Raw genomic sequence first — 22,017 nt, forward strand, 5'->3', positions numbered from 1 at the left:
GAGTCGGCGCGCTCTCCGGCAGCGCGCTCTCCGGCAGCGCGCTCTCCGGCAGCGCGCTCTCCGGCGGCGCGCGCCCCGGAGGTGCGGCCTCCGACGACCCGGGCGTCCCGCGCGTAGGTGGCGCGCTTGCCCAGCCAGGCACGGATGCTCTCCGTGTCCGGACCGAACTCGTCACTGCTCCCCACGAGCGAGTCCTCCCTCTTCCTCTCCCGCCGCTCAGGGTACTCCCGCGCCGTCCTGGGCGTCGCCGGTCCGCCGGTCCCGGGCCGGTGGTCCGAACGGGCCAGGTCGGCATGGTCCTCGTGGCGCACACGGTAGATTGAGAGCGATTCCCACTGCGTCCCAGGAGGTCCGGTGCCCGACACCGACGAGCGTCCCACCGCGCTGCGGCCGACCCGGCAGCGCCGGGCGATCACCGACGCGCTCGGCCGGGCCGCCGACTTCCAGAGCGCCCAGGAGATCCACGACAGCCTGCGTCGCGCCGGCGACAAGGTCGGGCTCGCCACCGTCTACCGCACGCTCCAGGCGATGGCCGAGACCGGCGACGTCGACGTACGCCACAACCCCGCCGGCGAGGCGACGTACCGCCGGTGCAGCGACTCGCACCACCACCACCTGGTGTGCCGCTCCTGCGGCCGGACGGTCGAGATCACCGGGTCCGCGGTCGAGCGGTGGGCGCACGCCATCGCGGAGGAGCACGGCTTCTCCGACGTCAGCCACATGGTCGAGCTGGTCGGCCTGTGCGCGGAGTGCGCGGCCGCGCAGCGGGAGGAGTAGGCCGTGCGGGGCTCGAACCCGCGACACTCGGATTAAAAGTCCGGTGCTCTACCAACTGAGCTAACGGCCCGGCCCGAGCCTATCGAGGGCGCTCCCCGTGGCCGACAGGCGCCCACGGGCACCGGTTTTCCGGACTGTCATCGGTGTGTTGCAGAACCTTCATGCCCGAACCGAAGTTCGTTGCGGTTGGGAGGTTCCGCTGTCGCCGCTGGTTGGTAGGGTCGACTTCGCAGCGGCTGCAGTTCTCGAAGGTGAACGCCTGCGGAGTCTGTGGCCTACGGCGTATCTGGTTTGTGGTGTGCTCATCACGGTCGGAGCGACGCGTCATCGCAGCCGCTGCGGGCCGTCGAGGTGGCGGCTCTCGCCCCGATACGAGGAGTAACGAGCAACATGGCTCAGGGCACCGTCAAGTGGTTCAGCGCCGAGAAGGGCTTCGGCTTCATCGAGCAGGAGGGTGGCGGCGACGACGTCTTCGTCCACTACTCGGCGATCCAGTCCCAGGGCTACAAGTCCCTGGAGGACAACCAGAAGGTCGAGTTCGACGTCACCCAGGGTCCCAAGGGCCCGCAGGCGGAGAACGTCCGTCCCCTCTGACATCAGCTCCGAGGAGACCTCGTCTTCCGTGAGGCCCCGCCGCCCGGCGGGGTCTCACGAATTTTTCCGGAACTTTTGGGTTTACAGGGGTACCGGAGAGGGAAGATGGGGCCGTGGAAGTACGTGCTGACGTCGAGGGAGGGGACGGATGGCCGATCAGTTCGACGTGACCCTCGAGGACAGCGACCTCCTCGTGGAGGTCGAGCTGACCACGAACCTGATCATCGCCGCCAGCGCCTCCGACGACCGTCTCTCCGTCGAGGAGATCGACCGCATCCTCGGCATCGTGCCGCACGCCGGCTGACCGGTCGGCGACACCTGCTCAGGGCCGGATGCCGGCGGGCGGGGTCACGCCGGGCGGGAGATCGATCCCGGGCGTGCCGTAGCGGCGCTCCATGACCAGGCCCTGCCTCTCGTTCTCGCAGATCAGCTGGAAGCCGTCCTCCCGTACGCCGTCCGCGGCGCAGCGCAGGGCGCCGTCGTTGTAGGAGACCCGCAGCCAGCCCTCGTCGTCGAGCTCCCAGGTGTCGGGGCCGTCCTCGCCGCGGTCGAGCTCGGGGAGGCGGGCCGAGCCCGGGCAGGAGGTGGTGGTGTCGACGTACCCGTCCTGGCGCAGCAGGATCCGCTCGACCGGCCGGTCGGGGCGGCGTGGACGGCGCCGCCGGTGCAGATCTGGATGACCGGGTTCTCGCCCTCGAGATAGTCCTCGGAGGTCAGCTCCCACCGGGAGTCGAGCAGAGCGGCGGCGTCGGCGATCCGCTCGCCGTCCGGGACGGTCTCGGGCTCGTGCCCTCCGCAGGAGGCCAGGAGGGAGAGCAGGGCCAGAGCGGGCAGGAGGCGGGCGGCGGGCACGCCCGGATCGTGTCAGTGCCCGCTCACGGGCCGCTAACAGGTCGCGAACAGCACCGGCCCGTGGCTGAGGTCGGAGACGACGAACGCCCCCTCGACGGGGGTCAGCGCCATCGTCAGCACCCGCCCCGACGCGACCACCCGGCCGAGCTCGAACCGCTCGGGGAAGCTGCCGCCCTGGCCGGGGGCCGGGCCGGCCGCCAGCTGGGAGCGGCTGTCGGCGTCCGCGCGGGCCTGCTCCTCGGTCTCGAACGCCATGGCCACCCGTACGCCGCCACCGGGCTGCGCGGCGATCGCGAACCCGGTCATCGGGTGCACACCGCCGGCGCGCTCGACGAGCTCGGTGGCGCGGGTCCGGTCGGCGGGGTCGGCGTCGGTCATCGCGAGGGACGAGCAGGCCTGGTCGCCGGTGGCGACCGAGGCGCTCAGGGCGGGGCCGACGGCGTCGACGACCTCGCTGACGCCGTCCTCGGCGGAGCCGCGGGCGAGCTCGGCGCGCCGGCCGAGGAAGTCGGGGTCGTCGCTGCCGACCAGCACCCCGTCGTCCTCGTCGATGGCGAGGGCGGCGAGCTCCGGGGTCACCGGCCCGTCGAGGCCCTCCAGCAGGTCGACCCCGCCGCGCCACACGCCGTCGTCCTCGTCGGGCTCCTCGAAGCCGAGCGAGCGCAGCCGGTCCCGCAGGCCGTCGACGTCGAAGCCGTCGGGCAGCCCCATCAGCACCAGCGCGCCGTCGGTGCCCTGGGCGAACAGCTCCCAGTCGAGGGTGGCGGGGGAGAAGCCGAGCTTCTCCTGCGCCGTCGGCGCCGAGGCGTCGAGGGCCGTGGTCGAGGACAGGTCGCGGTCGAAGGCGTCGGCGAGGAAGGCCGTCACGTCCTCCCCCGACGAGGACGACGACAGCTCGGCGCCCAGCTCCTCGCGCACTCCCGCCCAGTCGGTCCAGCTGAACCGGGCCGCCGACGCCGGCGCCAGCCGGAGCGCCTCGGCGAACCGGGAGCGGTCCTCGGCCCGCAGCCGCCACACCACGACGACCGCCGTCGCCGCCACGAGCGCCGCGATCAGGGAGAGGACGATCCAGCGGCGACGCATGCCCGTACCCTAAGGGCGTGCCCGACATCCTCGCTGCCGGCGTGGTCGTGTTCCGTCCCCGACGCGAGGTGCTCCTCGTGCACCGTCCCAAGTACGACGACTGGTCGTTCCCCAAGGGCAAGCTCGACCGCGGCGAGCACCCCACCGCGGCCGCGGTGCGCGAGGTCGCGGAGGAGACGGGTGTGCACGTGCGGCTCGGCCCGCCGCTCCCGTCGCAGCGGTACCCGGTCGCCCGCCGGATGAAGACCGTCCACTACTGGACCGGCCGGGTCGTCGGCGACGACGACGTGTCGGCGTACCGGCCCAACGACGAGATCGACGCCGTCGCCTGGGTGCCGATCGACGAGGCGCCGGCGCGGCTGACCTACGAGCACGACCGGGAGACCCTCGCCGCGGCGCGGGGAGTGCGGCGCAAGACGCACGCGGTCGTCATCCTGCGCCACGCCCGGGCCCGCTCGCGCGACGCGTGGCGGGGACCGGACGCCGGCCGGACCCTGCTCAAGGCCGGCGAGCTCGAGGCGGACCGGCTCGTCCCCCTCCTCGCGGCGTACGGCGTCACCCGGATCGTCACGTCGACCAGTACCCGCTGCGTGCAGAGCGTGCGCCCCTACGCCGAGACGGCGGGCTTCCCGCTGGACCTCCGCCCGCGCCTGAGCGAGGAGAACGCCACACCGAAGGCGGTGGCGAAGATCGTCGAGGACCTCTTCGCCACCGAGACCGGTGCGGTGCTGTGCACCCACCGCCCCGTCCTCCCCCTGGCGTACGACGCCGCCGGGATCGAGCTCGACCCGGAGTCCGGTCTCGCGCCGGCCGAGCTGCTGGTGCTGCACGTGCGCAAGAGCCGCGTCGTGGCCGTCGAGCGGCACCGCCCGCGCTGAGCGACGCGGCCCCGCGACCGGGATCCGTGACGGGTCCGTGACGGGGGCCACGGGGTGTCTCCGCCCCGACCGCCACTGTTCACCGTTCGTTCAGATCGGCCGGGGAGTTGCGTTACCGACGCTGCCTAACTTCGCAGACGTCCAGTACGTAACGAGGGGCAGCACGAGCGCTCCTCACTTCGAGAGGCGAGTTCCTTGAACCTCAAGTCCATCCGCCGTGCCGCGGTGCCCGGCATCGCTGCCCTGGCCCTGCTGATGAGCGCCTGTGGCGCGTCCAACGAGGACGGTGGCAGCGACAACGGTGACTCCGGTGGCCTCAGCGGCAACCTGAAGGGCGGCGGCGCGACGTCGCAGGAGAAGGCCCAGGAGGCGTGGAAGACCGCGTTCCAGGGTCAGAACAGCGGCCTCACCATCGACTACGCGCTGCTCGGCTCGACCGACGGCCGGAGCCAGTTCACCAGCGGCGCCCTGTCGTTCGCCGGCTCCGACTCCTACATCTCCGACGAGGAGCTCGACGCCGCCAAGGAGCGGTGCGGCGGCAACGTCGTCGAGGTCCCGGCGTACATCTCCTCGATCGCGGTCGCGTTCAACGTCCCGGATGTCGACAGCATCAACCTCGACGCGGTGACCATCGCGGGGATCTTCGACGGCAAGATCACCAACTGGAACGACAAGGCGATCGCCGACCAGAACCCCGACGCCTCGCTGCCCGACCTGAAGATCGCGCCGGTCCACCGCGCCGACGACTCGGGCACGACGAAGAACTTCACCGACTACCTCGGCAAGGTCGCCCCGGACGCGTGGAGCTACCCCGCGGCCGACGCCTTCCCGGTCTCCGGCGGTCTCTCCGCCGAGGGCACCTCGGGTGTCGTCAAGCAGATCGGTGACACCGACGGCGCCATCGGCTACGCCGACGCCAGCCAGACCGGCGACCTGAACGTGGTCTCCGTCAAGGTCGGCGAGGAGTACGTCGCCCCGTCGCCCGAGGGCGCCGCCAAGACCGTCGCGGTCTCGCCGGTGGTCGAGGGTCGCGACGAGACCGACATCGCCGTCGACGTGGACCGCAAGACCACCGAGGCCGGCGCCTACCCGGTGATCCTGCTGTCCTACCTCATCGCCTGCGAGACCTACGAGGACCAGGCCGAGGCGGACAACGTCAAGGGCTACCTGAGCTTCATCGTCTCCGACGAGGGCCAGGCCGAGTCGGCCGACTTCGCCGGTTCCGCCAAGCTCGCGCCGGAGACGGCCAGCAAGGCCCAGGAGATCGTGGCGGGCATCTCCGCCCAGTGAGCTCCGCGTGAGGGGTGAGGACGGGCGATCCCCTGTCCTCACCCCTCGCGCCGCCCCCGCACCACCCGAGCACCACCCGAGCACCACCCGAGCATGAGGTGACAGCAGTGACAGCACCCACCGCCGAGGTCGAGGACGCCTCCGCGAACTGGGCGAAGGCGCGCGCCGGTGTCGGCGACCGCATCTTCGCCGGCGGCGCCCTCGCGGCCGGCCTGACCATCCTGGCCGCCCTGGCCGGCGTCTTCATCTTCCTCGCGATCAAGGGCGCGTCCGGCTTCACCAAGCCGGCCGAGGTCTACGGCCCGCACGCCGAGAGCTTCCTCGGGTACGTCGTCCCGCTGCTCGTCGGCACGTTCACCGCCTCGATCATCGCGCTGATCATCGCGGTCCCGCTGGCCTTCGGCATCGCGCTGGTGATCAGCCACTACGCCCCGCGGTGGATCGCGGCGCCGGTGGCCTACGTGATCGACCTGCTGGCCGCCGTACCGTCGGTCGTCTACGGCCTGTGGGGCGCGTTCTTCCTGGCCAAGAAGCTCGTGCCGATGCACGTGTGGCTGCACGAGAACCTCGGGCCGATCCCGATCATCGGTGCCCTGTTCGGCGAGCCGAACCCGGCCGGCCGCTCGGTGCTCACCGCCGGCATCGTGCTCGCGATCATGATCCTCCCGATCATCACCGCCATCACCCGCGAGGTCTTCTCGCGTACGCCGCGGCTGCACGAGGAGGCCGCGCTGGCGCTCGGCGCCACGCGCTGGGAGATGGTGCGGATGACGGTCTTCCCCTACGCCCGCTCCGGCATGGTCTCGGCCGTGATGCTCGGCCTGGGCCGCGCGCTCGGCGAGACGATGGCCGTCACGATGGTGCTCTCGGTCGGCTTCGACCTGTCCTGGAACATCATCGCCACCTCGAGCCCGACGTCGATCGCGGCCAATATCGCGCTCAAGTACAAGGAGCGCAGCGCCGACCTGCTCAACGTCCTCGTCGCGACCGGCCTGGTGCTCTTCCTGATGACCTTCCTGGTCAACTTCATGGCCCGCTGGATCGTGGGCCGCAGCGAGAGGCGGATGGCGAAGTGAACCACCCCTTGCACTGTCTGCCCTCCCCCGCTGCGCTCCTCCGGCCCGACACCGCAAGGGGACCCCGGTGAACACCCTCGAAGAGGTCCAGACCCGGGTCCACGTCCCGCTCGTCCAGCCCCGGCTGCCCCGGCAGGCGCCCGCCATCGTCGGCGTCGTCGCCGTCGCGCTCGGCGCGCTGCTGATCGTGCTCGGCTCGGGCATCGTCAGCGCCGTCATCCTCGGCGTCATCGCCTTCCTGGTCGCCCTGCCGGTCTGGTCCCTGGTGATCGAGGGCCGCCGCAGCGCCACCGACCGGCTGATGACCGGGCTGATCTGGACGGCGTTCGGCATCGCCGTCGTACCGCTGGTCTCGCTGATCTGGCGGGTCATCAGCAAGGGCGCCGGCCGGATCGACGGCACCTTCCTCAGCTACTCCTTCTTCAAGACCCAGATCGACCAGCCGGTCGGCATCTACCACGCGATCATCGGCACCCTGCTGATCACGCTCGGCGCCGCGGTCATCTCGGTCCCGGTCGGCGTCATGGCGGCGATCTACCTCGTCGAGTACGGCAAGAAGAACAAGCTGGCCAAGGCGATCACCTTCCTGGTCGACGTCATGACGGGCATCCCCTCGATCGTCGCGGGCCTGTTCGCCTTCGCGCTGTTCACGCTGATCTTCGGCCCGGCCTATGTGTCCGGGTTCGGGGGATCGGTCGCGCTGTCGCTGCTGATGATCCCCATCGTGGTGCGGGCGACCGAGGAGATGCTGATGCTCGTGCCGGACGACCTGCGCGAGGCGGCGTACGCCCTCGGCACGCCGAAGTGGAAGACGATCGTGCGGATCGTGCTCCCCACGGCGCTGGGCGGCATCCTCACCGGTGTCACCCTCGCGACCTCGCGGGTCATCGGCGAGACCGCCCCGCTGCTGCTCATCGCCGGCGCCACGGACCGCACCAACATGAACCTGTTCGACGGCGCGATGACCACGCTCCCGGTCCTCATCTACGGACAGAACCTGCGGGGCGACGCCCCCGCCGAGGCGATCGCCTGGGGCGCCGCCTTCATCCTCATCGTCATCGTGATGGTGCTCAACCTGGCAGCACGCATCATCGGCAAGATCTTCGCGCCCAAGAAGGGTTGAGACACATGGCCAAGAGCATCGACGTCTCCGACGTCAACATCTACTACGGGGACTTCCTCGCCGTCGAGGGCGTCAACATGACGATCCGCGCCGGCGCCGTCACCGCCTTCATCGGTCCCTCCGGCTGCGGGAAGTCGACCTTCCTGCGCTCGCTGAACCGGATGCACGAGGTGATCCCGGGGGCGCGGGTCCAGGGCAAGATCGTCGTCGACGGGCAGGACCTGTACGAGCCCGGCGTCGACCCGGTCGCCGTACGCCGTCAGGTCGGCATGGTCTTCCAGCGGCCCAACCCGTTCCCGACGATGTCGATCTACGACAACGTCCTCGCGGGGCTCAAGCTCAACGCGGGCGGCATGAAGCGGTCGGCGGCGGACGAGATCGTCGAGAAGTCGCTGCGCGGCGCCAACCTGTGGAACGAGGTCAAGGACCGGCTCAACAAGCCCGGCATGGGCCTGTCCGGCGGCCAGCAGCAGCGCCTGTGCATCGCCCGCGCGATCGCGGTCGAGCCGCAGATCCTGCTGATGGACGAGCCGTGCTCGGCGCTCGACCCGATCTCGACCTCGGCGATCGAGGACCTGATCCACGAGCTCAAGAACGAGTTCACGATCGTGATCGTCACCCACAACATGCAGCAGGCGGCGCGCGTCTCGGACGACACGGGCTTCTTCAACCTCAAGGCCACCGGCGAGCCCGGGCACCTGGTCGAGTTCAACCCGACCAAGAAGATGTTCGCGAACCCGGACGACTCGGCGACCGAGGCCTACATCTCCGGCCGCTTCGGCTGAGCCGCCCCCGGACAGCACATGAGCACACGGGACGGGCGCCGGGACGCCCGTCGCCAGTCCGTGCGCGCCTACCTCCATCGCTGGGTCGAGTCCGCGGGAGCACACCTCCTCGTGGTCGACCCCAAGGACGACGGGGGCGCGCTCGCGGAGGCGATGGCCGGCCGCGGCGTGCACGTGACCTGGGTCGGGTCCACGCTCGACGGCCTCGTCGAGTTCGGGCGCACCGACCCGCACGCGGTCGTCGTGGCACCGGAGGCCCCGGGGATCCCCGCGGAGGAGTTCGTCGGCGTGATCCGTCAGCACGGCTCGCCGTACGTCATCGCGGGGGCCTGCGGCGTCGAGGACCCGGGCGCGGCGGGGGTCGGGCCGCTCATGCTCGCGGGAGCGTCGGCGGTCGTGGTCCGGCCGTACGCGCCCCAGCACCTGTGGGAGCTGCTCACCCACGCCCCGCGCTCGCTCGCCGAGCACGCGCGACTCGAGGTCGGCCCGATCACTCTCGACGCGACGGCGTACAGCGTCCGGGTCAACGGCGAGCGGATCGCCGACCTGCCGCTGAAGGAGTTCGAGCTGCTGCGGGCGCTGATGCTCGCCGCGCCCGGCGTCGTCACCGACGACGAGCTGCGCGACGCCCTCTGGGGCAGCGACGGCAGGCGGCCCGGCGGCAACACCATCGCCATGCACGTCACCCGGCTCCGCGCGCGGCTGGGCGTCGTCGCCGACGTCCGCCGGATCCGCGGGCGCGGTTACTCACTCACCGTTGGATAGGCGCGAGCTGTTGCTCGCAATGGCCGGCTCGGCCGAATCAAAGCAGAATGAGGCGGAGCACCTCGTAGCAGCCCCATGCGGCGAGCGCGGCGGCCGGGAAGGTCGAGACCCAGGCGGCCAGGATGGTGCGCGCCATGCCCCAGCGCACCGCCGAGAGGCGCTTGGTCGCGCCGGCGCCCATCACGGCCGAGGTGATGGTGTGGGTGGTCGAGATGGGGGCGTGGAAGACGAACGCGGTGGTGTAGAGCACGCCCGCGCCGACCGACTCCGCGGCGAAACCGCGTGCCGGGTCGAGGTGGATGATCTTGCGGCCCAGGGTGCGCATGATCCGCCAGCCGCCGGCGTACGTGCCGGCGGAGATGGCGCCCGCGGCGGCCAGCACGACCCAGATGGGGAGGTGGTCGATGCTGTAGTCGCCCGGGTAGGCGATGACCAGCGTCAGCAGGATGACGCCCATCGTCTTCTGGGCGTCCTGCAGGCCGTGGCCGAGCGCCAGGGCGGCGGCGGAGATCGTCTGCATGCCGCGGAAGCCCCGGTTGATCCGGTGCGGGTTGCCGCGGCGGAAGATCCACAGGATCGCGGTCATCACCACGAAGGCGGCGCAGAAGCCGAACAGCGGGGAGACCACCATCGGGATGAGCACCTTCTGCACGATGGTGTCCCACTTCACGCTCACGCCGCCGGCGATCGCGGCGCCCACCAGGCCGCCGATGAGGGCGTGGGAGGAGGACGACGGCAGCCCGAAGTACCAGGTGATCAGGTTCCAGATGATCGCGCCGAGCAGGCCCGCCATCACGATGACCAGGCCGTGGTTGACCCCGACCAGAAGGGTGCCGCTCCTGTCCTCGATCGTGATCACGTCGGCGACGGTCTTCGCGACCTCCTGCCCGAGCAGGGCGCCGATGAAGTTCATCAGCGCCGCCAGGGTGAGCGCGATCCGCGGCGTGAGGGCACGGGTCGAGACCGAGGTCGCGATCGCGTTCGCCGCGTCGTGGAAGCCGTTGGTGTAGTCGAACGCCAGGGCGATGACGACCACGGCGATGACGATCGCCAGGGTGAGGGTCATGGGAGGACCGGTCAGCCTTCCTTGACGGCGATCTGCTCCACCGTGTTGGCGACCCGCTCGAAGGCGTCGATGGCGCCCTCGAGGGACTCGACGATGTCCTTCAGCTTGAGCACCTCGATGGTGGGGTACTCGCCGGAGAAGAGCTTCGCGAGGGTACGGCGGTGGTTGCGGTCGCCGGCGTTCTCCAGCCGGTTGATCTCGATCCAGTAGTCGTCCAGCGACTGCATCGACTGCAGCCGCGGCATCGCGGCGGCGGTGAGCTCGGCGCACCGCTGGAGCACGTCGACCTGCTCGGAGAGCTCGGCCGGGAGCGCGACCTGCACCTCGTACAGCAGGATCAGGTCGACGGCCTCGTCCATCATGTCCATGACGTCGTCGAGGCCCGAGCCGAGGGCGTAGATGTCCTCGCGGTCGAACGGGGTCACGAAGGTGCTGTTGACCTTCTTGACGATCTCGTGGGTCGTCTCGTCGGCGGCGCGCATGCGCTCCGCGACGCCTGCCTTGTCCGAGGACTCGGACAGCATCTCGGCGAGGAGCTCGGCGCCACCCACGAGGTGCTGGGCCGACTGGGTGAAGAGGTCGTAGAAGGAGGTATCGACCGGACGCAGACGCAGACCCACATGGACTCCCGTTGAGGCGGAGACGAACGCGATCATGCTAGGGGGTGACATCCCGCCGGACGCAACCCGCGGGGCTCGTTGCCGCCCCGGCGGACGTTGTCGCAGGTCAGCGGCGTGTCAGTCGCTGGTACGACGCCGGCGCTGCTGCTCGATGAGCGTCTCCTGGAGGTGGTCGACGCCGGTGTTGCGCTTCCACTCGCCGTCCGCGCCCAGCTCCCACGCCTGGGTGGTGGGGGCGAACGCGAGGTCCAGCAGGCGTCGTACCTCGTCCCGGCTGGCGTCGGGCAGGCGCACCAGGACCTCCACCCGCCGGTCGAGGTTGCGGTGCATCAGGTCGGCGGAGCCGATCCAGGTCACCGGCTCGCCGCCACCCTCGAAGGAGAAGACGCGGCTGTGCTCGAGGAAGCGGCCGAGGACGGAGCGGACCCGGACGTTCTCGCTCAGGCCGGGGACGCCGGGGCGCAGCGCGCAGATGCCGCGGATGAGCAGCTCGACGGGCACGCCCTCGCAGGAGGCGAGGTAGAGGGCGTCGATGGTCTCCTCGTCGACGACGGAGTTGGCCTTGAACCGGATGCCGGCCGGGCGGCCGCTCTTCGCGTGCTCGATCTCCTGGAAGATCTGCTCGATCAGGCCGCTGCGCACCGAGTCCGGCGCCACGAGGAGCTGCTCGTAGGTGGCCTTGCGGGACCAGCCGGAGAGGTTGTTGAACAGGTGGGCGACGTCCTCGCCGATGGTCTCGTCGGTGGTGAGCAGGCCGAGGTCCTCGTACATCCGCGAGGTCTTCGGGTTGTAGTTGCCGGTGCCGATGTGGGTGTAGCGCCGGATCCCCTCCGGCTCGTCGCGCACGACCATCGCCAGCTTGCAGTGGGTCTTCAGCCCCACCAGGCCGTAGACGACGTGGCAGCCGGCCTGCTCCAGCTTGCGCGCCCAGCGGATGTTGGCCTGCTCGTCGAAGCGGGCCTTGATCTCCACCAGGACCAGCACCTGCTTGCCGGCCTCGGCCGCGTCGATGAGGGCGTCGATGATGGGGGAGTCGCCGGAGGTGCGGTAGAGGGTCTGCTTGATCGCCAGCACGTGCGGGTCGGCGGCCGCCTGCTCGATGAAGCGCTGCACGGAGGTCGCGAACGAGTCGTAGGGATGGTGCAGGAGCACGTCACGCCGGCGCAGCGCCTTGAACACGTCGACGGGCGCGGCGGACTCGAAGTCGGCCAGGCGGGTGTGGGTGCTCGGCACGAAGGACGGGTACTTCAGGTCCTCGCGGGGCAGGTCGGCGATCGAGTGCAGACCGCGCAGGTCGAGCGGGCCGGGCAGCCGGAACACCTCGTTCTCGCTGATGTCGAGCTCGGAGACGAGCAGCTCGAGCACCGCCGGCGCGATCGACTCCTCGACCTCCAGCCGCACGGGCGGCCCGAACTTGCGCCGCAGCAGCTCCTTCTCGAGTGCGGCGAGGAGGTTCTCGGCATCGTCCTCCTCGACCTCGAGGTCCTCGTTGCGGGTGACCCGGAAGGTGTGCGCCTCGAGCACCTCCATGCCCGGGAACAGGCGGCGCAGGTGGGCGCCGATCACATCCTCCAGCGGCACGAACCGGGCGTTGCCGAGGGCGACGAACCGGTCGAAGTTCGACGGGACCTTCACCCGGGCGAACAGCTCCTTGCCGGTCTTCGGGTTGCGCAGCACCACGGCGAGGTTGAGCGAGAGGCCCGAGATGTAGGGGAACGGGTGGGCCGGGTCGACGGCCAGCGGGGTCAGCACCGGGAAGATCCGGTCCTTGAACAGCCGCTTGCACTCCTTCTGCTCGTCGCGGTCCAGGTCGGCCCAGCGGACCAGCTCGATCCCCTCGGCGCCCAGCGCCGGGATCACCTCGTCGTGGAAGAGCCGCGCCTGGCGCTGGCTCAGCTCGGCCGAGCGGCGCCAGATCGCCTCCAGCACCTCCAGCGGCATCAGGCCGCTGGCCGCCCGGACGGCGAGGCCGGTGGCGATGCGGCGCTTGAGGCCCGCCACCCGGACCATGAAGAACTCGTCGAGGTTGCTGGTGAAGATCGCCAGGAACCGGGCCCGCTCGAGCAGCGGCAGCTCGGTGTCCTCGGCCAGCTCCAGGACCCGCTCGTTGAACCGCAGCCAGGACAGCTCGCGGTCGACGAACCGGTTGTCCACCGCCTCGATCGCCTCGACCAGCGCGGGATCGGGGACGTAGCCAGGCTCCTCGGCCGGCCCGTCGTCGTCGGCGGGCACGGCGACGAGGGTGCCGGTCTCCGGCTCGGCCGGGGCGTGGGGAGTCGGCTGCTGCTCGGTCGACATGCTCGCGAGTGTCGCACCTCCGGGTGAACGGGAGGTGACGTCGAGCCGGCACCGGCCCGGCGTCGTACCGGTGTCCTACTCGGGAGTAGGTTGGGGCGCGTGAGCGTGCGAACCGCCGTCGAGAGCCGTGCCCTGTCCACGTTGATGGGACTGCCCACGAAGGCCCAGCAGGCGCTGACGCGGCGCGCGCTGGTGCTCGACGGGCAGACGCTCGCGCCCGACCTGCAGCTGATGCTCCTGCTGCAGCGGCTGGCCCGCACCGGCGATCTCGCGGGGGAGGGCGTGCGGCGGGGCCGCGCGGCGATGCGGGAGAACGCCGTCCTGGTCGGCGGCCGGCAGCCGATCGGCAGCGTCCGGGACCTCGATGTGGCCGGGCTGCCCGCGCGGCTGTACGTGCCGAGCCGCCCGTCGGGATCCGGGCTGCTGATCTTCTTCCACGGCGGCGGGTTCCTGTACGGCGACCTCGTCTCCCACGACGCGCCCTGCCGGGTGCTCGCCGAGGAGTCCGGCGTACGCGTGCTGTCCGTGGAGTACCGGGTCGGCCCCGAGGCCGCCTTCCCGGCCGCCTTCGACGACGCCGAGGCCGCGCTGCGCTGGGCGTACGAGCACGCCGACTCGCTCGGTGCGGATCCCGACCGGATCGGGGTGGGCGGCGACTCGGCCGGTGGCAACCTCGCCGCCTGGACCGCCATCGCCGCCGCCCGGGCCGGCCTCCCGCTGGCCTTCCAGCTGCTCGTGTACCCCTGCACCGACGCCGACCGCGCCACCGACAGCCTGCGGCTGTTCGGCGAGGGCCTCTACCTCACCGCCGAGTCCATCGCGTCCTTCAACGACATCTACCTGCCCCGTCCCGAGGACCGTGTCGACGAGCGGATGAACCTGCTGGACGTCGCCCTGCCCGAGGGACTCGCGCCGGCGTACGTCGCCACGGCGGGCTTCGACCCGCTCCGCGACGAGGGCGAGGCGTACGCCCGCCGGATGGTCGAGGCGGGCGCCGAGGTCGAGCTGCGCCGCTACGTCGACCAGATCCACGGCTTCTTGAACATCGTCGGCGTCGGCCGCAGCAGTCGCGCCGCCGTACGGGAGATCGCGGCGGGGCTGCGGGCCGGGCTGGGTTAGCGCGACCCGGCTCGTCCTGACCTCGGAATCCCGCCGACCCGGCTCGTCCTGACCTCTCGCGCCCAGGGGGTGCTGTGATGCGACGCGGGTTCCGCTAGAGGTGGGGGCGGTACTCGCGCAGCTGGCGGACGAACTCCTCGGCGTCGACCATCGAGCCGTCGATCACGAACGGGTCCAGGCCCTTGCGGCCGAACCGGACCGCCCACCCGGCCTCGCCGGGGCGGCCGACCATCTCGACGGGGGTCCCCGGCTTGCGCAGGTCGAACCGGTGCGTGCTCTCGCCCTGCTCGACGTACACGATGCCGCGGACGACGCTCACCTCGACCGGGACGACGCGGGTGCGGACCGCGCCCCAGGCGAGGCCGATGGTGACGAGCACCATCGCGATGCCGAACGGCGAGCCGAGCTTGCCGTTGATCAGCGTCAGCAGGGTCACCATGCCCGCCACGACCGCGGTCGCGCCCAGGACCAGGGAGAGCACCCGCGGGTCGCTGCCGTCGCCGGTCAGCCGGTCGCCGGGCTGCACCTCGCCCTCGAACAGCGACAGCGAGTCGGCGCTCTCCGCCTCGAGGGCCGCGACCGCGGCCCGGGCGCTCTCCAGCTCGGCGGTCAGCCGCGCCACCTCGTCGCGGCTCTCCGCCAGCCGACGGGCCAGGTCGTCGCGCTCCAGGCGGAGCGCGACCACCGGGTCGACGCCTAGAGGTCCGCTCGCCACTGCCGCAGCGCTTCCAGGAAGGTGGGGGCGTCGACCATGCGGGCGTCGATCACCACCGGCGACATGCTGCGCCGGAGGATGAGGACGCGCCAGGAGCGCTGGCCCGGCGTACCCGTCTGCTCGATCTTGGTGTTCGGGCTGGTCAGGTCGAACGTGCTGTTGGTGTCGCCCACGGTGACCTTGAGGACGCCGGTCTCGTCGATGCTGACGCTGCGCGAGGAGTTGCTGGCCTTGAGCGCGTAGCCGAGTAGGACCGCCGCCACCGCCGTGAGCGTCGCGCTGAACGCGATGTCGTCCCACAGGGTGCCCTTGATCGCCATCCGGCCGACCATCGCCGCCAGGCCCAGCGCGCCCAGGATCGCCAGCGGGGCGAGGCTGTCGCTGCCGCGCTTGGCGTGGAACGGGACCCGCTTGACGGTGGGGACGGCGGCGGTCGCGGCGGGCTCGATGGGCTCGGCGGGTGTCTCGGGCTCGTCGACGACCGGCTGCACGAGGGTCACGGGCTCCGGCTCCGGCTCGGGCTCCGGCTCGGCCAGCTCCTCGGCCACCGGCTCGTCCTGGGGGATGTGCTCGTCCTCGGCGACGGGCTCGTCGGCGTCCTCGGCGGCGACGTCGAGGGCCTCGACGTCGTCGAGGAACTCCTCGGTCTCGTCGATCCGGTCGGTCTCGTCGGAGGTACTCGCCGTGGCCCGCCACTGCTCCAGCAGGGAGGGCGTGCGCTCCGCGTGCCGGCCGAGGGCGCCGGTGATGGCCGGCGGTGCCGGCTCGTCCTCGGGCTCCGGCTCCGGCTCGACCGGGTCGGGCCCGCTCTCCCCGGCGAGCCGGGCGCGGATCTGGGCCATCTGGGCGGCGAGGTCGCTGGCCGACGGCATGGCCGGCTCGGGCTCCGGCTCGGGCTCCGGCTCGGGCTCCGGCTCGGGCTCCGGCTCGGGCTCCGGCTCGGGCTCCGGCTCGGGCTCCGGCTCGGGCTCCGGCTCAGGCTCCGGCTCGGGCTCGACGGCGAGGTCCGGCTCGGGCTCGACCGGCAACACAGGCTCGACCAGCAGCTCGGGCTCCGGCTCGAGAAGCTCCGGTTCCGGCTCAACAGGCTCGGGCTCAGTCGGCGCCTCGACGAAGGCCACGACCTCCAGCGGTTCCTCGGCGGCGGGTTCCTCGACCACCGGCTCTTCGACCACCGGCTCTTCGACCACCGGCTCTTCGACCACCGGCTCTTCGACCACCGGCTCTTCGACCACCGGCTCTTCGACCACCGGCTCCTCGACCACCGGCTCCTCGACCACCGGCTCGACCGGCGCGGGGGCGACGTCGTCCGACGGCTCCAGCCGGGCGCGGATCTGGGCGACCTGCTGGGCGAGCTCGGCGGCGTCGGCGAGGGCGCGCTCGCGTTCGCGGGCGAGCTCGGCGGCGCGGGCCTCGGCCTCGGCGCGGGCCCGGGCGTGCTCGAGGGCGCGCTCCTCGGCCTGCACGAGGTCGGAGCGGAGCGCCTCGACGGCGGCGGCGTGGGTGGCGGCGGCCTGCTCGAGCTCGGAGAGGGCGGCGGCGGCGCGCTCCTCGGCCTCGGTACGGGCGCGGGTGGCCTCGGTGGCGAACTCGGCGGCCCGGGCGAGCGCCTCGGTGGCGGCCTTCTTCTCCTCGGCGAGGGCGGTGGCGGAGGCGTGGGCCGACGTGGCGGCGGCCTGGGCCTCGGTGGCGAGCTCGAGCTGCTGGCGGGCGGCCTCCTCGGCGAGGCGGCGGGCCTCGTGGGCCTCCTCGGCGCGGCGGGCCTGGTGGGTGGCGGACTCGTCGGCGGCGACCCGCATGGCGACCTGCTGCTCGGCCCGGGTGGCGGCCTCCTCGGCGCGCCTCTCGGCCGCCTCGGCGGTCTCGAGGGCGAGCCGGGCCAGCTCGGCCTGCTCGAGAGCGGCCTGCTCGGCGGCCCGGCGGGACTCCTGGGCCTCCTGGGCGAGGCGGGCGTGGTCGGCGGCGGCCTGCTCGGCGACGGCGCGCTCCTCGACGGCCTGGCGGGCCAGGGCGCCGTGCTCCTCGGCGCTCGCGGCGGCCTGCTCGGCGAGCTGGCGGGCCCGCTCCTCGGCGGCCTCGGCCGCGCGGTGGGCGTCCTGGGCGAGGGCGGCCTGCTGGCGGGCGGCCTCCTCGGCGAGGGCGCGGGCCTGGGCGATCTCCGCGGAGGTCCGCTCGGCGGCCTCGCGCTCCTCCAGCATGCGGCGGGCGAACTCGGCGTGCTCGGCGGCGCTGACCGCCGCCGCCTCGGCCATCACCCGGGCGCGGGCCTCGGCGGCCTCCCGGGCGGCGTGCGCCTCGGCGGCGAGCTGGGCCTGCTCGATCGCGTGGCGCTCCGCCTCCTCGCGGCCCGCCGCCGCGGCGCCGGCCAACCGGTCCGCCTCGGCGCGCGCCTCGGTGGCGAGGCGCGCGGCCTCCTCCGCCGCGATCCGCTCGGCGGCCTGCTCGGCGGCGGCCAGCTCGGCGTCGCGCCGCAGCCGGGCCGCGAGCGCGGCGACCACCTCGGCGTTGTCGGGCGCCGCCGCCTCGTCGGCCTCCGCACCGTCGGCGGCCTCGACCGTCTCGACCAGCTCGGCCTCGATCTCGGCCCGGGCGTGGGCCAGGACCTCCTCCGGGCGACGGGGTACGTCGGTGGGCCGGTCGATGTCCGGGATCGGCTCCTCGAGCAGCGGGGGCTCGACCACCTCCGGCAGCGGCCGGGCCTGCGGCTTCGGCGCGGCGCTCGCGCCCGGACGGCGCCGCAGCCGGGCCAGGCCCTTGGGCTGGGGGACCGGCGTCGGCTCGGTGAACCCGGCGTCGACGGCCGCCGCGATCACCCGCTGGCCGGCCTCCTCGTCGCTCACGCGCTGGGTCGGCAGGCTCGGCTCGACCGCAGTCTCCGGCTCGGTCTCCGGCGCAGTCTCCGGTCCGGTCTCCTCGGCCACCACCGCGGCCTCGGCCTCACCCTCCGGCTCGTCGGCGTCCTCGTCCTCCCAGGCCTCCGCCGTGAGCGGATCGGTCAGCGGGTCGGGGACGTGCTCCGGCGTGATCACGCCGAGCGTCTCCCCGAACGGCCGTCGGGTCGCTCGGGCGATGACCGCCGACCAGTCCCCGGTCTCCGCAGGCTCCTCGACCGGCTCCTCGACCGGCTCCTCGACAGCCTCCTCGACCGGCTCGTCGGCAGCCTCCGCCTCCGGCTCCGAGCGCATCCGCTCCAACCGGTCGGTCAGGCTGCCCCGCAGCGTGGGGTCGTCGTCGGCGGCGGCCGGGGTGGCCTCGAACTCCTGCGGGTCGATCTCGGTGAGCGGCCGGCCCAGGGAGCGGTCGATGACGCTGGCCCAGTCGGTCGCCGGCCCGGGGCCGAACCGGTCGGCACCGGGAGCCTCGGCGGCCTCGGCGGACTCCTCCTCGGCGGCCCGGTCATCGGCCGGCTCCACCATCGCGCCCCAGTCGGGCTCCGCGTCGTCCTCGCGCGGCACCGAGGTGTTGCTGCGGCGCAGCAGCTCCTGGACGTCGTCCGGCTCGAGCTCGCCGACGGCCGGGACGTCCTCGTCGTGGCGCCGCCACAGCCGTCCCCTCCGTCCCCGGCCGCGTCCGGGACGCGACTCAGCGAACCGGGAGTCCTCGGGACCCGGCTCGCCGTCGGTGACAGAGCTCATGAGAGGTAAATCTACTCATCCACCGTGGAGTTACGCGCAAGTTCCGGGCGCTGGTACTGCACGTGGGTGTCGGCGGCCGCGTGCCGGAAGCCGAGATCCTCGTACAGCCGCAGGGCCGGCGTGTTGTCGGACTCGACGTACAGCAGCACCTCGTCGACGCCGCGGGCGGCGAGGTGCTGCAGGCCCGCGACCGTGAGGACCCGGCCGAGGCCGCGGCCCTGCGCGGTGGGGGAGACGCCGACGACGTACACCTCGCCGAGGGACGCGTCGTGCTGCTTGGTCCAGTGGAAGCCGAGGAGCTCGCCGTCCTCGGCCACGGCGAGCAGCAGCCCGGCGGGGTCGAACCACGGCTCGGCCATCCGCTCGGCCAGGCCGGCCGCGTCGAGCGCGCCCTGCTCGGGGTGGTGGGCGAAGGCCGCGGCGTTGACCGCCAGCAGGGCGTCGGCGTCGGCGGTGCCGTAGTCGCGGATCCGGACGCCGGCGGGCGGCTCCACCCCCGGCAGCGGTACGACGGCAGGCCGGCGCATCACCCACAGCTCCCGGGTGCGCTCGAAGCCCCAGCGACCGGCGAGCGCCGCGGCGGCGGGGTGGTCGCCGTGCGACCACGCGGTGAGCGGCCCCGGCTCGGCGACGGCGAGCGCGCCCAGGGCGGCGCCCAGGCCCCGCCCCCGGTCCGCGGGCGCGACGGCGAGGTCCAGCTCGGTGCCCCGGCGCAGCGCGAAGCCCTCGCGGGCGACCCAGGCGCCGATGCCGTCGAGCCCGTGGTGCTTGAGCCGCAGGCCGACCGCCTCGTCGACGGGATCGGTCCCGTCTTCGGCCCGGGCGGCGTCCCGGACCCGGTCGATGGCGTCGAGGGCCGGCGTACCGGTGAGCAGGGCGAGCTCCGAGGTCATCTGCCGCACGCTATCGCCCGCCCGCGCGGCTCCTTTGCGTGGGACGGCGGGGCGGGGGTAGTACTGCCTCATGAAGCTCAGCCACGCCATCGGGGCTGCAGCCGCGGCGCTCGGGGCCGTCGCCGCCCGTGACATGGTCCAGAAGAGGCACGCCCTGCAGCGGAACTTCCCGGTGATCGGGCACGCCCGCTACTGGCTCGAGACGGTCGGTCCGGAGCTGCGGCAGTACATCGTGACCGGCAACGACGAGGAGCGCCCGTTCAGCCGGGACCAGCGGCGCTGGATCTACGCCTCGAGCAAGGGCGAGAACAACTACTTCGGGTTCGGCACGGACGCCGATGTCGAGCACACCCCGGGCCAGACGTTCATCAAGCAGCGCACCTTCGCCGACGAGCTGCCTAGCGACCAGGACCACAACTGGACGCTGCCGAGCGCCAAGGTGCTGGGCGGGCCACGCGGCCGGGCCAGGGCGTTCCGCCCCGGCTCGGTCGTCAACGTCTCCGCGATGAGCTTCGGGTCGCTGTCCTCCAACGCGATCACCGCGCTCAACAAGGGCGCCGCGCAGGCGGGCTGCCTGCACAACACGGGGGAGGGCTCGATCTCGCCGTACCACCGCAACGGCGCGGACCTCGTCGTCCAGATCGGCACGGCGTACTTCGGCTGCCGGGACGCGAACGGCGACTTCTCGCTGCCGCGGCTGAAGGAGATGGTCGCCTCGGCGCCGGTCAGGGCGCTCGAGATCAAGCTCAGCCAGGGCGCGAAGCCCGGCCTGGGCGGGCTGCTGCCGGCGGCGAAGGTCACCCCGGAGATCGCCCGGATCCGCGGCATCCCGGAGGGCAAGGACTGCGCGTCGCCGTCCCGGCACACCGCGTTCCACGACGTCGACTCGATGCTCGACTTCGTCGAGATGCTGGCCGACGAGACCGGGCTGCCGGTCGGGATCAAGTCCGCCGTGGGCGCGATGGGCTTCTGGGAGGAGCTCGCCCGGCTCATGTCGCCCCGCGACCGGGGCGTCGACTTCATCACCGTCGACGGCGGGGAGGGCGGCACGGGCGCGGCGCCGCTGACGTTCGCCGACTCCGTCGCCGTGCCGTACCGGATGGGCTTCGCCCGGGTGTACGGCACCTTCGCCGAGCTGGGGCTGACCGACGACGTCACCTTCGTCGGCTCCGCCAAGCTCGGCCTGCCGGACAACGCGATCGTCGCCTTCGCGCTCGGGGCCGACCTCATCAACGTCGCCCGCGAGGCGATGCTCTCCATCGGCTGCATCCAGGCGCAGAAGTGCCACACCGACCACTGCCCGACGGGCGTCGCGACGCAGAACCCCTGGCTGGTCCGCGGGCTCGACCCGGTGTCGAAGGCCGAGCGGTGCGCGGTCTACCTGCGCACCCTGCGCAAGGAGCTCACCCGGGTCTCGGCCGCCGTCGGCGTCGCGCACCCGTCGCTGATCACCTGCGCGGACGTCGACATCTTCAACGGCGACTACGACGCCCGGTCGCTGGCGTCGGTCTACGGCTACAAGGACGGCTGGGGCGAGCTCGGCCCGGAGCTCGCCGAGCAGGTGGTGCGCCTCATGCACACCCAGGAGAAGTTCGACGAGAAGGGCGCCGACACCGAGAACCGCTGAGGGACCGCCGAGGTCAGGCGTCCTGGGAGTCCCGCTCGGCGACCGCGGCGGCGTCCGCCTCGGCGTCCTTGCTCGGCAGCACGAACCGGTAGCCGACGTTGCGGACCGTGCCGATCAGGGTCTCGTTCTCGGGCCGAGCTTGGCGCGCAGGCGGCGTACGTGGACGTCGACGGTGCGGGTGCCGCCGAAGTAGTCGTAGCCCCAGACCTCCTGCAGCAGCTGCTGGCGGCTGAACACCCGGCCGGGGTGCTGGGCGAGGAACTTGAGGAGCTCGAACTCCTTGAAGGTGAGGTCGAGCGAGCGGCCGCCGACCTTCGCGGTGTACGTCGCCTCGTCGACCACGACCTCGCCGGAGCGGATCAGGTGGGCGTCGGGGTCGGCGGCGTCGCGGGCCGCGGTGAGCCGGCCGATGGCCAGCCGGATCCGGGCCTCGAGCTCGGCGGGGCCGCAGGTGTGCAGCACGACGTCGTCCATGCCCCAGTCGTGGTGGACGACGGCGAGACCGCCCTCGGTCACGATGAGGACGACGGGCACGTCGGTGCCGGTCGTGCGGATCAGCCGGCACAGGTCGCGGGCGCCGGCCAGGTCCTGCCGGCCGTCGACCAGCAGCAGGTCCGAGTCGGGCGCGTCGAGCAGGGCGCTGCCCTCGGCGGGCAGGATGCGCACCTGGTGACCGAGCAGCGCCAAGCCGGGCAGCACCTCCGCGGAGGGTTGCAGGGCGCTGGTCAGAAGAAGGAGAGTGCTCACGCTGGCCTCCTCGTCGGCCCCGCAGGTTGCGCAGGCGCCGTGTCGAGACCGAAACGCAACGCTGGGCCCCGGCC

The 22,017-nt window shown here is 72.6% G+C and carries 19 protein-coding genes, 1 tRNA gene and 1 pseudogene; 11 read left to right on the plus strand and 10 right to left on the minus strand.

Annotation, left to right across the window (positions count from 1 at the left end):
* Positions 1 to 354 precede the first annotated feature (354 nt).
* Positions 355 to 777, plus strand: coding sequence for a Fur family transcriptional regulator (locus FIV44_RS20655; RefSeq protein ID WP_141006088.1), 423 nt, complete (start codon positions 355 to 357; stop codon positions 775 to 777).
* Here FIV44_RS20655 and FIV44_RS20660 read toward each other — a convergent pair.
* Positions 775 to 847 (minus strand) — tRNA-Lys (locus tag FIV44_RS20660). The two genes, FIV44_RS20655 and FIV44_RS20660, sit on opposite strands and share 3 nt — an antisense overlap.
* Positions 848 to 1,167: 320 nt before the next feature.
* Between FIV44_RS20660 and FIV44_RS20665 the strand changes: the two genes are divergently transcribed.
* Positions 1,168 to 1,371: a cold-shock protein gene (locus FIV44_RS20665; protein ID WP_141006089.1), complete on the plus strand. Its 204-nt coding sequence runs from the start codon at positions 1,168 to 1,170 to the stop codon at positions 1,369 to 1,371.
* A 148-nt stretch (positions 1,372 to 1,519) separates the two neighbouring features.
* Complete coding sequence (locus FIV44_RS30740; protein ID WP_181410728.1) at positions 1,520 to 1,675, plus strand: hypothetical protein; 156 nt, start codon at positions 1,520 to 1,522, stop codon at positions 1,673 to 1,675.
* Positions 1,676 to 1,693: 18 nt separating this feature from the next.
* Here FIV44_RS30740 and FIV44_RS20670 read toward each other — a convergent pair whose 3' ends face one another.
* Positions 1,694 to 2,095, minus strand: a complete 402-nt coding sequence (locus FIV44_RS20670; RefSeq protein ID WP_181410729.1) for a hypothetical protein — start codon at positions 2,093 to 2,095, stop codon at positions 1,694 to 1,696.
* Between the two features lie 161 nt (positions 2,096 to 2,256).
* Positions 2,257 to 3,306: a hypothetical protein gene (locus tag FIV44_RS20675; protein WP_141006091.1), complete on the minus strand. Its 1,050-nt coding sequence runs from the start codon at positions 3,304 to 3,306 to the stop codon at positions 2,257 to 2,259.
* A gap of 17 nt (positions 3,307 to 3,323) precedes the next feature.
* On the opposite strand from FIV44_RS20675, the gene FIV44_RS20680 reads away from it, so the two are divergent.
* From FIV44_RS20680 to FIV44_RS20705, 6 genes are all read left to right on the plus strand, one after another.
* On the plus strand, positions 3,324 to 4,184 hold the full coding sequence (locus FIV44_RS20680) for an NUDIX hydrolase (RefSeq protein ID WP_141006092.1): 861 nt from the start codon (positions 3,324 to 3,326) through the stop codon (positions 4,182 to 4,184).
* A gap of 195 nt (positions 4,185 to 4,379) precedes the next feature.
* Positions 4,380 to 5,474, plus strand: a complete 1,095-nt coding sequence (locus tag FIV44_RS20685) for a phosphate ABC transporter substrate-binding protein PstS (RefSeq protein WP_219996107.1) — start codon at positions 4,380 to 4,382, stop codon at positions 5,472 to 5,474.
* A 107-nt stretch (positions 5,475 to 5,581) separates the two neighbouring features.
* On the plus strand, positions 5,582 to 6,550 hold the full coding sequence (pstC, locus tag FIV44_RS20690; protein ID WP_141006093.1) for a phosphate ABC transporter permease subunit PstC: 969 nt from the start codon (positions 5,582 to 5,584) through the stop codon (positions 6,548 to 6,550).
* A gap of 67 nt (positions 6,551 to 6,617) precedes the next feature.
* A complete protein-coding gene (pstA, locus tag FIV44_RS20695; protein WP_181410730.1) occupies positions 6,618 to 7,673 on the plus strand; it encodes a phosphate ABC transporter permease PstA in 1,056 nt (351 codons plus the stop codon).
* A gap of 5 nt (positions 7,674 to 7,678) precedes the next feature.
* Positions 7,679 to 8,458, plus strand: coding sequence for a phosphate ABC transporter ATP-binding protein PstB (pstB, locus tag FIV44_RS20700; protein ID WP_141006094.1), 780 nt, complete (start codon positions 7,679 to 7,681; stop codon positions 8,456 to 8,458).
* An 18-nt stretch (positions 8,459 to 8,476) separates the two neighbouring features.
* Positions 8,477 to 9,223: a response regulator transcription factor gene (locus tag FIV44_RS20705; protein WP_141006095.1), complete on the plus strand. Its 747-nt coding sequence runs from the start codon at positions 8,477 to 8,479 to the stop codon at positions 9,221 to 9,223.
* Between the two features lie 37 nt (positions 9,224 to 9,260).
* Here FIV44_RS20705 and FIV44_RS20710 read toward each other — a convergent pair whose 3' ends face one another.
* The 3 genes from FIV44_RS20710 to FIV44_RS20720 form a co-directional block, all read right to left on the minus strand.
* Positions 9,261 to 10,289 (minus strand): inorganic phosphate transporter, encoded by a 1,029-nt coding sequence (locus tag FIV44_RS20710; protein WP_141006096.1) that lies wholly within the window; start codon positions 10,287 to 10,289, stop codon positions 9,261 to 9,263.
* Positions 10,290 to 10,300: 11 nt separating this feature from the next.
* Positions 10,301 to 10,909, minus strand: coding sequence for a DUF47 domain-containing protein (locus FIV44_RS20715; protein WP_141006097.1), 609 nt, complete (start codon positions 10,907 to 10,909; stop codon positions 10,301 to 10,303).
* 117 nt (positions 10,910 to 11,026) lie between these two features.
* A complete protein-coding gene (locus FIV44_RS20720) occupies positions 11,027 to 13,207 on the minus strand; it encodes an RNA degradosome polyphosphate kinase (protein ID WP_141006098.1) in 2,181 nt (726 codons plus the stop codon).
* A gap of 99 nt (positions 13,208 to 13,306) precedes the next feature.
* Between FIV44_RS20720 and FIV44_RS20725 the strand changes: the two genes are divergently transcribed.
* Positions 13,307 to 14,326 carry an alpha/beta hydrolase gene (locus tag FIV44_RS20725; protein ID WP_246086522.1) on the plus strand — a complete coding sequence of 340 codons (1,020 nt, stop codon included), beginning with the start codon at positions 13,307 to 13,309 and terminating at the stop codon, positions 14,324 to 14,326.
* Positions 14,327 to 14,420: 94 nt separating this feature from the next.
* Here FIV44_RS20725 and FIV44_RS20730 read toward each other — a convergent pair whose 3' ends face one another.
* Genes FIV44_RS20730 through mshD form a run of 3 tightly spaced genes read right to left on the minus strand, consistent with a single transcriptional unit; the run spans position 14,421 to position 19,569 of the window.
* On the minus strand, positions 14,421 to 15,011 hold the full coding sequence (locus FIV44_RS20730; RefSeq protein WP_141006099.1) for a hypothetical protein: 591 nt from the start codon (positions 15,009 to 15,011) through the stop codon (positions 14,421 to 14,423).
* A gap of 11 nt (positions 15,012 to 15,022) precedes the next feature.
* Positions 15,023 to 18,676, minus strand: coding sequence for a hypothetical protein (locus FIV44_RS30745; protein ID WP_181410731.1), 3,654 nt, complete (start codon positions 18,674 to 18,676; stop codon positions 15,023 to 15,025).
* Between the two features lie 11 nt (positions 18,677 to 18,687).
* On the minus strand, positions 18,688 to 19,569 hold the full coding sequence (mshD, locus tag FIV44_RS20745) for a mycothiol synthase (RefSeq protein ID WP_141006100.1): 882 nt from the start codon (positions 19,567 to 19,569) through the stop codon (positions 18,688 to 18,690).
* A 70-nt stretch (positions 19,570 to 19,639) separates the two neighbouring features.
* Here mshD and FIV44_RS20750 point away from each other — a divergent pair, with 70 nt between their 5' ends.
* Positions 19,640 to 21,196 (plus strand): FMN-binding glutamate synthase family protein, encoded by a 1,557-nt coding sequence (locus FIV44_RS20750; protein ID WP_141006101.1) that lies wholly within the window; start codon positions 19,640 to 19,642, stop codon positions 21,194 to 21,196.
* Positions 21,197 to 21,209: 13 nt separating this feature from the next.
* Here the strand turns inward: FIV44_RS20750 and FIV44_RS20755 are convergent.
* Positions 21,210 to 21,943, minus strand: a pseudogene (locus FIV44_RS20755) (winged helix-turn-helix transcriptional regulator).
* Positions 21,944 to 22,017 lie beyond the last annotated feature (74 nt).

It is taken from the genome of Nocardioides humi (assembly GCF_006494775.1).
Classification (GTDB): domain Bacteria; phylum Actinomycetota; class Actinomycetes; order Propionibacteriales; family Nocardioidaceae; genus Nocardioides; species Nocardioides humi.